Here is an 11045-nt window from a genome sequence, read left to right on the forward strand (position 1 = left end):
CGCCCCGGCTGACGGGCCCCCGCCGCGGCCGGCGCGGCCTCTCCGCCCCGGCCTGGCCCCGGCTCCGCCGGGCGCTCGCCCGCTCGCCGCGGCTGCGCCGGGTGCTCGCCCGGTCTCCCTGGCCCCATCTCGCGCGGGGGCGGCCGTCCGGCGTGCCCGCGGTCCGCGAGCGGGTCCCGTCACCCCGGAACCCGCTGTCCGGCGAGCGGACCCCCGTCGGCGTTCCCGACGTTCCCGGTGCTCCCGGTGGTCCCGACGCTCCCGGGGCTCCTGGTGCCTCCGGTGCCTCGGGCGGCAAGGGGGCGGCGCGGAGCAGGGCCCCGGCGCGGGAGCGTACGCGATCGCACGCCCCCGCCCCGGCCGCCAAGCACCCCACCGCGGCCCCCAAACACCCTTCCCCGGCCCAGAAGCACCCCTCCCAGTCCCCGAGACGCCGCAAGCCGTACGACTCCTGACACCCGGAGAGGTCGGCCGGGGTCAGGAGGTGAGGTCGATGACGGCCTTGACGTCGTCGGCCGGCTGGAACGCCTCCAGTGCCCGCGACAGCGGCACCCGCCGGGTGATGAGCCGCTCCAGCCACCCGAGGTCCGCCTTGGCCAGGGCGGTCGTCGCGTCCCGGAAGTGGCGGAGGTTGCCGCTGACGGTGCCGAAGACGACGCTGTTCTCCAGGACGAGGTCCCGGTTGATCTCCCCGGCGTCCACCCGGTGCGTACGCCCCCCGGCCGACAGCCCGCACAGGCAGACGATCCCGGCGGCCGAGACCGCCGTCATGGCGTCGATGACGAGCCGCCCCGCCCCCGTGCACTCGATGATGACGTCCGGCTCTGCGGCGGCGAACGCCTCCAGGGACGAGGCCGAGTGGTACGTCCCGCCCAGCTCCTCCACCAGGCTCGACTTGAGCCCAGGACCGGCCCGGTCGAGCACGTGCACCTCCAGCCCTCGCTGCCGCCCGAGCAGCGCCGCCAGCAGCCCGATCGGCCCGGCGCCCGTGACCAGCAGTCTGCGGGGCTCGAACCAGGCCCGCGAGCCGATCCGGTCGATCTGTTCCCATGCCTTGGCGACCACCGACGTGGGCTCGGCCAGCACGCCGACGCCCTCCAGAGAGGGGTCCAGCCGGACGGCGTACCCGGCCTCGACGGTCCACCGTTCGCTGCCGTAGCCGTCGCGTTCTCTGATGCCGCGCTCGGTGTAGCGGTCGTTGCGGCACATGTCGAACTCGCCCCGACAGCAGGCCCCGCATGGCACCGGGTCGGGCCGCCGGACGACGCCCACCACCAGGTCGCCGGGCGAGAACGCCGAGCCCTCCGGCGACTCCAGCACCCGGCCGAGCGACTCGTGGCCGATGATCATGCGTCGTCCGCCCGGTGGCGGCCGGCCGTACCCGCCCCGTACCAGCTCCCTGTCCGTCCCGCAGACGCCCAGGGCCAGCCCCTGGACGAGCAGCTCGCCCTGACCCGGCACGGGCTCGGGCGCCTCCCGCACCTCCAGCGTGTCCCGCACGCCCGGCTCGAACGTCAGCGCGCGCATCCCGTCACCCCCTCGCCGGGCCTCTACCCGGACGTGGTTGGGAAATAGTAGGACGTCCTAGTATCTTGGAAGGGGAAAGCCTCCACGAAGGAGTGATCAGGCGTGCACGTCCCGGTACACCCCGTCCGCTTCGTGACCGCCGCGGCCCTGTTCGACGGGCACGACGCGGCGATCAACATCATGCGGCGCATCCTCCAGTCCCAGGGGGCGGAGGTCATCCACCTCGGGCACAACCGCTCGGTGGACGAGATCGTCACGGCCGCCATCCAGGAAGACGCCCAGGGCGTGGCGATCAGCTCCTACCAGGGCGGTCACGTGGAGTTCTTCTCCTACCTGGTGGAGCTGCTGCGCGAGCGCGGCGCGGGGCACGTCAAGGTGTACGGCGGCGGCGGGGGCGTGATCGTCCCCGAGGAGATCGAGCTGCTGCACTCCCGAGGCGTCACGCGCATCTTCTCGCCCGAGGACGGCCAGCGCTACGGCCTGCCCGGCATGATCAACAAGCTGATCGAGGACTGCGACGTCGAGCTGGGCGATCCGCCCTCCGTGGAGGCCGTGGTCTCCGGCGACGAGGCGGCGCTGGCCCGCGCGATCACCCTCATCGAGGGGGGCAGGGCCCCGGCGGAGCTGCTGGAGGGCCTGAAGGGCGCCAGGGAGCGGCACGCGCCCGTGCTCGGCATCACCGGCACCGGCGGTTCCGGCAAGTCCTCGCTCACCGACGAACTGGTCCGCAGGTTCCGCGTCGACAACGACGACAAGCTGCGCATCGCGATCGTGGCCATCGACCCCACCCGCAGGCGCGGCGGCGGCGCGCTGCTCGGCGACCGCATCCGCATGAACAGCCTGGGGCCCCAGACCTACTTCCGCTCCCTGGCCACCAGGGGTGCGGCCAACGAGGTGCCCGCCTGCCTCGACGACGTGATCACCGCCTGCCGGGCCGCCGGCTACGACCTGGTGATCGTGGAGACGCCCGGCATCGGCCAGGGCGACGCGGGCATCGTGCCGCACGTGGACGTGCCCATCTACGTGATGACCCCCGAGTTCGGCGCGGCCTCCCAGCTCGAGAAGATCGACATGCTCGACTTCGCCGAGGCCGTCGTGATCAACAAGTACGAGCGGCGCGGCGCGGAGGACGCCCTGCGCGACGTGCGCCGCCAGCTCGTACGCAACCGCGAGGCGTTCGGCGTCTCACCCGACGAGATGCCGGTCTTCGGCACCATCGCCGCCCGCTACAACGACGCCGGCGTCACCGCCCTCTACCACCACCTCAAGCGGCTGCTGCCGACCGGAGAGGGCCCGGGGCTGCTCGCGCCGGTCGAGGGCCGTACCTCGAAGGTGTCGGCGGCCATCGTGCCGCCCGCCAGGTCGCGCTACCTGGCCGACATCGCCGAGATCGTGCGCGCCTACCACGCCGAGACGCTCGCCCAGGCCGAGGTGGCCCGCCGCCGCCAGCAGCTCGCCGCCGTGCGCGACCTGCTGAACGAGGACGGCGCGGCGGCCGTCGAGCAGGCCGAGCGGGAGCTGTCGGACGAGAGCCGCGCGCTGCTCGACGGCTGGCCGGCCGTCAAGGAGCGCTACACCGCCGACGAGCTGGTGGTGAAGGTACGCGACCGGGAGATCCACACGCCGCTGTGGCGCGAGACGCTCTCCGGCAACCGGATCCCGAGGGTGGCCCTGCCCCGCTACCACGACCACGGCGACCTGCTGAGGTTCCTGCGCGGGGAGAACCTGCCGGGGATGTTCCCGTTCACCGCCGGGGTGTTCCCGTTCAAGCGCGACGACGAGGACCCGACCCGGATGTTCGCCGGCGAGGGCGACCCGTTCCGCACCAACAGGCGCTTCAAGCTGCTCTCCGAGGGCCAGCCCGCGACCAGGCTGTCCACGGCGTTCGACTCGGTGACCCTGTACGGCCACGACCCCGACCTGCGCCCCGACATCTACGGCAAGGTCGGCACCTCCGGCGTCTCCATCGCCACGCTCGACGACATGAAGGTGCTCTACGGCGGGTTCGACCTGTCAGCGCCCAACACGTCGGTGTCCATGACGATCAACGGCCCGGCGCCCACGATCCTGGCGTTCTTCCTCAACGCCGCCGTCGACCAGGCCACAGACCGCTTCCTGGCCGAGCACGACCGGGAGCCCGACGAGGGGGAGCGGCGCGAGCTGCGCGCCCGTACGCTGGCCACGGTCAGGGGCACGGTGCAGGCCGACATCCTCAAGGAGGACCAGGGGCAGAACACCTGCATCTTCTCCACCGAGTTCTCGCTGCGGATGATGGCCGACATCCAGGAGTGGTTCATCAGGAACGGGGTCAGGAACTTCTACTCGGTCTCGATCTCCGGCTACCACATCGCCGAGGCGGGGGCGAACCCCATCAGCCAGCTCGCGTTCACGCTGGCCAACGGCTTCACGTACGTGGAGGCGTACCTGGCCAGGGGCATGAAGGTGGACGACTTCGCGCCGAACCTGTCGTTCTTCTTCTCCAACGGCATGGACCCCGAGTACAGCGTGCTCGGGCGGGTGGCCCGGCGCATCTGGGCGGTGGCCATGCGCGAGCGCTACGGCGCGGGCGAGCGCTCGCAGAAGCTGAAGTACCACATCCAGACCTCGGGCCGCTCCCTGCACGCCCAGGAGATGAACTTCAACGACATCCGCACCACCCTCCAGGCCCTGATCGCCGTCTACGACAACTGCAACAGCCTGCACACCAACGCCTTCGACGAGGCCGTGACCACCCCGTCGGCCGACTCCGTACGCCGCGCCATGGCCATCCAGCTCATCATCAACCGCGAGTGGGGCCTGGCCAGGAACGAGAACCCGCTGCAGGGCGCGTTCATCGTCGAGGAGCTGACGGACCTGGTCGAGGAGGCGGTGCTGAGCGAGTTCGAACGGCTCTCGGACCGGGGCGGCGTCCTGGGCGCGATGGAGACCGGCTACCAGCGTGGCAAGATCCAGGACGAGTCCATGCTGTACGAGATGCGCAAGCACGACGGCTCGCTGCCCATCGTCGGCGTCAACACCTTCCGCAACCCGAGCGGCGACGACGACGCCCAGCCGCACAAGCTGGAGCTGGCCAGGGGCACCGAGGAGGAGAAGCGCTCGCAGCTCGACCGGCTGCGCGCCTTCCACGAGCGCAACCGCTCCGAGGCCCCGGCCCAGCTCGCCCGGCTGCGCGAGGTGGCGATGTCGGAGGGGAACGCGTTCGAGGTGCTGATGGAGGCGGCCCGCCACTGCTCGCTCGGCCAGATCACCGACGCCCTGTTCGAGGCGGGCGGCCAGTACCGCCGCAACGTCTGACCGGCATCCCGGCCCTGACCGGCCGGGCCGGAGAGACCCGGTCCGGCCCGGGAGCACCGGGTATGAAGGCCACGCCACGGCACCGGTGGGCGGTGAGTGGGAGCGGAGGGCGGCGCGGATAGGATCACGCTGCTGGGAACATCGCTTTCAGGAGGCTTTCATGTCCGACGTCACCTTCAAGGGCACTCCCGTCACCGTGGCCGGCTCCTTCCCGCGGCCCGGCGACAGCGCCCCCGCGTTCCGGCTGGTCGGCCCCGACCTGGCCGAGCGCTCCCTCGACGACTTCGGCCGGCAGACCAAGGTGCTCAACATCTTCCCGAGCCTCGACACCGGCGTCTGCGCCGCCTCGGTGCGCCGCTTCAACCAGATCGCCGCCGACCACCCCGACGTGGCCGTGCTCTGCGTCTCGGCGGACCTGCCGTTCGCGCAGAAGCGCTTCTGCGGTGCGGAGGGGATCGAGAACGTGACCACGCTCTCGCTCATGCGGGGTCGCGAGTTCCTCGCCGACTACGGCGTGGCGCAGGAGTCGGGGCCGCTGGCGGGCCTGGCCGCGCGCGCGGTGATCGTGCTCGACGGCGACAACAAGGTGATCTACTCCGAGCTGGTGCCGGAGATCACGCAGGAGCCCGACTACGACAACGCCCTGCCCGCACTCAAGTAGACCCTGTCGGCGCTCTGCCGACTCTGCCGGCTCTCAGGGCCGGATCTCAGGGCCGGCTCTCAGACAGACCCGCCCGTCTGTGCCAGGCGGGCGCTCAGCTCGCTCTTGAACGCCTCGGCCAGCTCCAGCAGGTGCCGGTCGTCCGTGGCGGTGTGCTGGAGGTCCAGGATGATCTCGTGGACCCCGGCCTCCGCCGCGTCGGCCAGATAGGCGGAGATCTCGGCCACCGTGCCGCTCCTGGGCGGGGTGCCCCCTTCGGTGACGATCGGGTTGGCGCGCAGGATCATGCGCAGGCCGCCGGGGTCGCGCCCGGCCTGCTCGGCCGTGCGGCACACCGTCTGCCACATCGACGTGAGCATCGGGATCGGCAGCGAGGCCGTCAGCCAGCCGTCGCCCCTGCGCCCGATGCGGCGCAGCGCGCCCTCCGACAGGCCCGCCAGGTAGAGCGGCGGGCGACGGGCGGGCTTGGGCTCGATGTGGCTCGGCGCGATCGTCCACAGCTCGTGCTCGAACGACACCGGATCGGTGGTCCAGATCGCCTCCAGCGCGTCGAGGGTGGCGTCGTAGCGCCTGGCCCGGTCTTTCCAGGGCACGCCTACGGCGGCGTACTCGTCGGAGGACCAGCCGAGCCCGAGGCCCGCGTCGAGCCGTCCGCCGCTGAGGTGGTCGATCGTGGTGAGCGAGCGGGCCAGCACCGCCGGGGGATACCAGCAGGCGTTGAGCGCGCTGGTGCCCAGCCGCAGTGCTGAGGTCGCCGACGCGGCCACCGACAACACCGCGAACGGGTCGAGGAACACCCGGTGCGCCTCGGGGATGCGGCCGTCGCCGCCCGGATAGCGGTCGAGGGGCCGCAGCGGGGTCAGCAGCCGGTCACCCGCCCACAGGCTGTGCAGGCCCATCGACTCCGCCTCGCGCGCCACCCGCAACACGCTGGAGAGCGCCGCGAACCTGCCGTACTGCGGGACCGCCAGCCCGATCCGCATGCCTCAGCCCTTTCTGCCCACGCCGCACAGGATCAACGACGACTCAGGGCCGTCGACGAAGTCGATCTCGTCGGCCTGCTCGGGACGCCATTGGGGCAGCCACACCAAACCGGGGTCCACCAGCTCGAACCCCTCGAACAACTCCATGATCCGCTCCCGGCCGCGCAGGGTGAGCTGGGCGCTGGCGTTCCGGTAGACCTCGGTGCCCCGGTCGACGGCGGCCGGGCGGGCGTCGCTGGTGCCGTGGGACAGCACGAGGTAGCTGCCGGGCGCCATGGCCTCGCGCAGCGTCGCGATGATCTCGCCGGGGCGGTCGGCCTCGGCGATGAAGTGCATGATCGCCACCAGCAGCACGCCGACCGGCCGGTCGAAGTCGATGAGCCGCCGCGTGTCCGGATGGCCCAGGACGGCGCCTGGCTCGCGCAGGTCGCCCTCGATCACCGTGGTGTCGCCCTGGTCGGCCAGCAATGCCCGGGCGTGCACCAGCACCACCGGATCGCGGTCGACGTAGACCACCTTGGCGTCGGGGGTGACCTTCTTGGCCACCTCGTGCACGTTGCCCTGGGTCGGCAGGCCCGTGCCGATGTCGAGGAACTGGGTGATGCCGGCCTCGGCGAGGTGGCGCACCGCCCGCCCCAGGAACGCCCGGTTCGCCCGCGCGGCCGCGCGCAGCTCGGGAGCGACCGACAGGATCCTCTCGGCGGCCTCGCGATCGGCCGGGAAGTTGTCCTTCCCGCCGAGGTAGTAGTCGTAGAGCCTGGCCACGCTGGGTGTGTTCGGATCGAAGCCGAGCGACTCCCGGTCCAACCGTCATCCCCCGATCAAGAGTGAACGACCTTTGTCCTGAATTCTACGGTTGTTCGCCGACAATTGATCGCTGCTTCCGCGCATCTAGGCTGTTGATGTGGATGACACCGGCGTGCCCGTGAAGATTCCCGGCTCAGTACGGCGCATCGTGTCCCTGGTCCCGTCGCTGACCGAGTCGGTGGCGGCGACCGTGCCGCGGGCGCTGGTGGGGGCCACCGACTGGTGCTCGCACCCGGCCGGCCTCGACGTGGTCAGGGTCAGGGGCACCAAGAACCCCGACCTCGACGCGATCAGGCGGCTGCGGCCCGACGTGGTGCTGGCCAACGCCGAGGAGAACCGCGTCCCCGACATCGAGGCCCTGCGCGAGTCGGGCGTCGCCGTGTGGGTGACGAAGATCGAGACGGTGGAGGAGGCGTTCGCGTCGCTGGCGCGGATGTTCGCCGTGGCCTGCCGCACCCGGTCACCCGAATGGCTGGAGGCCGCGCGGGAGGCGTGGCGGGCGCCCTTCGCGGGGGCGCGGCGAACGGCGGTCGTCCCGATCTGGCGGCGGCCGTGGATGGTGGTGGGGCGCGACACGTTCACCGGCGACGTGCTCAGGCGGCTCGGCGTGGACAACCTGTACGCCGCCCACCCCGAGCGCTACCCCAAGATCCCGCTCGCCGAGCTGAACGACCGGCGGCCCGACCTGGTGGTCCTGCCCGACGAGCCGTACGCCTTCTCCGGGACCGACGGGCCCGAGTCGTTCCCCGGGCACACGTGCGCGCTGGTCAGCGGGCGGCTGCTCACCTGGTACGGCCCCTCGCTCGTCCAGGCCCCTGCCCTCCTGCGCCAGGCCCTCGGTTAGCGGGGAAGGGGAGGCGGTAAGCGGACGGCCGTGGCCAGGGCGGCGTCCACCGAGGCGGGGGAGAGCACGTGCTCCATGACGATCACGGCCATCCCGACGATCCCGGCCCGGTCGCCGAGCGAGCTGGTGACGATCTCCAGGTTCCTGGTCGTGTACGGCAGGCTGCGCCGGTAGACGATCTCCCTGATCCCCGTCAGGTAGTGCTCCCTGGTCTCCGCCATGTCCCCGGCCAGCACCAGCACGCCCGGGTTGAGCAGGCTGACCGCGGTGGCCAGCACGACGCCCAGCGTGCGCCCGCCCTCCTGGACGCGCGCGATGGCCTCGGGATCGCCCGCCTGCACGAGCCTGACCACGTCACGGCTGTAGTCGAGGCCCAGGTCCGCGGCGAGGGCGTGGCCGCTGGCGAGCGAGGCCACGCAGCCCCGCGAGCCGCAGGTGCAGACCCGGGCGTCGGTCTCGGCCAACCGCACGTGCCCGATGTTCCCCGCGGCCTCCTCGACCCCGTGATAGATCTGCCCGTCGAGGATGATGCCGGTCCCGATCCCGGTGGACACCTTGATGAGGACCAGCGAGTCGGTGTCGCGCCATGACGTCCACCACTCGCCCAGCGCCATCGCGTTGGCGTCGTTCTCCACGAGGATGGGCACGTCGTACGTCGAGCCGATGGCCGCGGCCACCGGGTGGTCGTCCCATCCCGGCATCAGGAACGACCTGATCACCCGACCCGTGGTGTGGTCGACCGAGCCCGGCACGTCCAGCCCGATCCCGCAGACGTCGCCGGTCGGCCGGCCCGCCCGGTCGAGCAGCCGCTGGAACGCCTGCCGCACCCACGACAGCACGGCCTCCGGCCCGAGCTCGATGCGCATCTCGGTGTGCTCCTCGACCAACGGCCGGGCGGCCAGGTCGGTGAGCGCCACCCTGGCGTGGGTGGCGCCCAGGTCGGCCACCAGCAGCAGGCGTCTGGTGGCGTCCACGTCGAGCACCGAGGGCGGTCGCCCGCCTCCGGAGGTGCCGACGCCGGACTCGTGGATGTAGCCCGCGTCGATGAGCCGGTCGACGCGGTCGGTGATCGTCGAGCGGGACAGGCCGGTCCCCTCGATCAGTTCTTTGCGGGTACGGCAGGAGCCACTGCGGATGAGCTGGAGGATCTGCCCTGCCGTCAGCATGGTCTATCCCTTCTCCGCTCCCGCGGTGAGGCCCGCCGTCAGCAGTCGCTCGCCGGCGAAGAACACGATCACGATGGGCAGCGTGAGCACCACCGATCCTGCCATCAGGACCGTCGTCGGGATCTCTATGCTGCCCGCGAGCTGAGAGAGCCCCAGGGACACCGTCCAGTTCTCCCGCCTCTCCACGAGGAAGAGCAGGGCGAACAGGAACTCGTTCCACGCGATCATGAACGCGTAGAGGCCGGTGGCCATCAGCGCGGGCTTGGACAACGGCAGCACCACGCGCCAGATGGTCGACAACCTCGTGCATCCGTCGATCGCGGCCGCTTCCTCCACGCTTTGCGGCACGGTCTCGAAGTAGTTGCGGAGCATGTATACCGTGACAGGCACCGTTTGCGCGATATACACGAGGATCAGGCCTATGAGAGATCCGCGCAGCCCGATCATCGTGAAGAGCACGAACAGCGGGATGGCCAGCACGATCGCCGGGAAGAGGTAGACGGCGAGGAACAGGAAGTGCACCTGCCGCCGGCCGAAGAAGCGCAGCCGCGCCACCGCGTACGCGCCCGGGATCGAGATCAGCAGCGTGACCGCCACCGAGGCCACCGCGACGATCGTGCTGTTCTTGAGGAAGGTCAGGAAGCCCTGCCGGGTCAGCACGTCGACGTAGGTGTCGAGGGTGAGGCTGCGCGGCCACAGCGAGCCGGGATCCAGGATCAGCTCCTGGATGTCGCGTACGGACAGCATCACCATGTAGCAGAACGGGAACGCGGTGATCAGGAAGAGGAACGCGACCACCAGCGGCTTGAGCACCTTGAGCAGGCCCCGCTCGAACCTATCCCTGCTCACGTTCACCCCCCGCGAAGAACCTCAGGTAGATCGCCAGGAGGACGACCAGGAAGACCGCCAGCACGATCGCCTGCGCCGCCGACGCGCCGATGTCGTCGCGCGAGGTCAGGAAGTTGTAGACGCGCACGCTGACCACCTCGGTGCCGGCTCCGCCGCCGGTCAGCAGGTAGACGTCGTCGAACTTGGTGAACGTGAACACGAATCGCAGCACCGACAGCAGCGCGATGATCCGCCAGAGCTGCGGCATGATCACGTACCGGAAGCGCTGGGTGGGGGTGGCGCCGTCGACCACCGCGGCCTCGTCCAGCTCGGCCGGCAGCGCCTGGAGCCGGGCCAGGATGAACAGGAACGCGAACGGGAAGTACCGCCACGCCTCGAAGGCGATCACCGTGAGCAGCGCCACGGGCACCTGGACGCCCAGGATCTCGCCCTTGGCCTGGGAGAGGAACGCGATCGGCTCGCTCAGCCAGGTGTTGACGATGCCGTACTGGGGGTTGAGCATCGTCTCCCACAGGAACGCCACCGCCACCACCGGGGCCACGTACGGGATCAGGATCGAGGCCCTGACCAGGGTCCGCCCCCTGAACCTGTCGCGCAGCGCCAGCGCGGTCACCAGCCCGATCGCGATCGACAGCGCCGTGCCCGCGACGGTGTAGACGAGCGTGTTGACCAGCGACGACCAGAAGCCAGGCTCGGAGACGACGTAGAAGAAGTTCTCCAGCGTGTAGTGCCCGAAGATCCCCACCCGCCGGATGTTGATCAGCCGCACGTCCTGGAACGCCAGCATGACCGCCCACAGCAGCGGCAGCACCACCACGACGAGCGTGATGACCAGCGTCGGCGAGATGAGCGCGAGCCCGGCGCGCCCCTCCTGCTCGCGCAGCGTCCGCCCGCGCCGCGCCCGGCGCCGCGCC

The 11045-nt window shown here is 71.1% G+C and carries 9 protein-coding genes and 1 pseudogene; 4 read left to right on the forward strand and 6 right to left on the reverse strand.

Translation table 11 applies throughout. From position 1 onward, the window contains the following. A pseudogene (locus ABD844_RS45250) lies at nucleotides 1-455 on the forward strand (hypothetical protein); the annotation flags it as partial. A gap of 22 nt (nucleotides 456-477) precedes the next feature. On the opposite strand, the gene ABD844_RS45255 reads toward ABD844_RS45250, so the two are convergent. After that, nucleotides 478-1527, reverse strand: a complete 1050-nt coding sequence (locus ABD844_RS45255) for a glucose 1-dehydrogenase (protein WP_344893477.1) — start codon at nucleotides 1525-1527, stop codon at nucleotides 478-480. A 102-nt stretch (nucleotides 1528-1629) separates the two neighbouring features. Here ABD844_RS45255 and icmF point away from each other — a divergent pair, with 102 nt between their 5' ends. Then, nucleotides 1630-4821, forward strand: a complete 3192-nt coding sequence (gene icmF / locus ABD844_RS45260; protein ID WP_344893479.1) for a fused isobutyryl-CoA mutase/GTPase IcmF — start codon at nucleotides 1630-1632, stop codon at nucleotides 4819-4821. A gap of 160 nt (nucleotides 4822-4981) precedes the next feature. Continuing rightward, entirely contained in the window at nucleotides 4982-5482 is a 501-nt protein-coding gene (gene tpx / locus ABD844_RS45265; protein ID WP_344893481.1) for a thiol peroxidase, read from the forward strand. A 59-nt stretch (nucleotides 5483-5541) separates the two neighbouring features. Here the strand turns inward: tpx and ABD844_RS45270 are convergent, their stop codons facing one another. Further along, the gene (locus ABD844_RS45270; RefSeq protein WP_344893483.1) at nucleotides 5542-6465 is read right to left on the reverse strand and encodes a TIGR03619 family F420-dependent LLM class oxidoreductase; all 924 of its coding nucleotides are present in this window, start codon (nucleotides 6463-6465) and stop codon (nucleotides 5542-5544) included. 3 nt (nucleotides 6466-6468) lie between these two features. Beyond that, nucleotides 6469-7272 carry an SAM-dependent methyltransferase gene (locus ABD844_RS45275; protein WP_344893485.1) on the reverse strand — a complete coding sequence of 268 codons (804 nt, stop codon included), beginning with the start codon at nucleotides 7270-7272 and terminating at the stop codon, nucleotides 6469-6471. 97 nt (nucleotides 7273-7369) lie between these two features. On the opposite strand from ABD844_RS45275, the gene ABD844_RS45280 reads away from it, so the two are divergent. Next, the gene (locus ABD844_RS45280; protein ID WP_344893487.1) at nucleotides 7370-8116 is read left to right on the forward strand and encodes a helical backbone metal receptor; all 747 of its coding nucleotides are present in this window, start codon (nucleotides 7370-7372) and stop codon (nucleotides 8114-8116) included. On the opposite strand, the gene ABD844_RS45285 is transcribed toward ABD844_RS45280, so the two are convergent. The 3 genes from ABD844_RS45285 to ABD844_RS45295 form a co-directional block, all read right to left on the reverse strand. After that, on the reverse strand, nucleotides 8113-9282 hold the full coding sequence (locus ABD844_RS45285) for an ROK family transcriptional regulator (RefSeq protein ID WP_344893489.1): 1170 nt from the start codon (nucleotides 9280-9282) through the stop codon (nucleotides 8113-8115). The two genes, ABD844_RS45280 and ABD844_RS45285, sit on opposite strands and share 4 nt — an antisense overlap. Before the next feature lie 3 nt (nucleotides 9283-9285). Beyond that, nucleotides 9286-10131, reverse strand: coding sequence for a carbohydrate ABC transporter permease (locus tag ABD844_RS45290; RefSeq protein WP_344893491.1), 846 nt, complete (start codon nucleotides 10129-10131; stop codon nucleotides 9286-9288). Further along, nucleotides 10118-11045, reverse strand: a 928-nt coding sequence (locus tag ABD844_RS45295) for a carbohydrate ABC transporter permease (RefSeq protein WP_344893493.1), incomplete at its 5' end; no start/stop codon positions are given. The genes ABD844_RS45295 and ABD844_RS45290, both read right to left, overlap by 14 nt.

This window comes from Nonomuraea antimicrobica (assembly GCF_039536965.1).
Lineage (GTDB): Bacteria > Actinomycetota > Actinomycetes > Streptosporangiales > Streptosporangiaceae > Nonomuraea > Nonomuraea antimicrobica.

Coding starts and splice junctions, on each gene's coding strand:
- ABD844_RS45255 (WP_344893477.1), bottom strand. CDS start 1,527: ATGCGCGCGCTGACGTTCGAGCCGGGCGTGCGGGACACGCTGGAGGTG.
- tpx (WP_344893481.1), top strand. CDS start 4,982: ATGTCCGACGTCACCTTCAAGGGCACTCCCGTCACCGTGGCCGGCTCC.
- ABD844_RS45270 (WP_344893483.1), bottom strand. CDS start 6,465: ATGCGGATCGGGCTGGCGGTCCCGCAGTACGGCAGGTTCGCGGCGCTC.
- ABD844_RS45285 (WP_344893489.1), bottom strand. CDS start 9,282: ATGCTGACGGCAGGGCAGATCCTCCAGCTCATCCGCAGTGGCTCCTGC.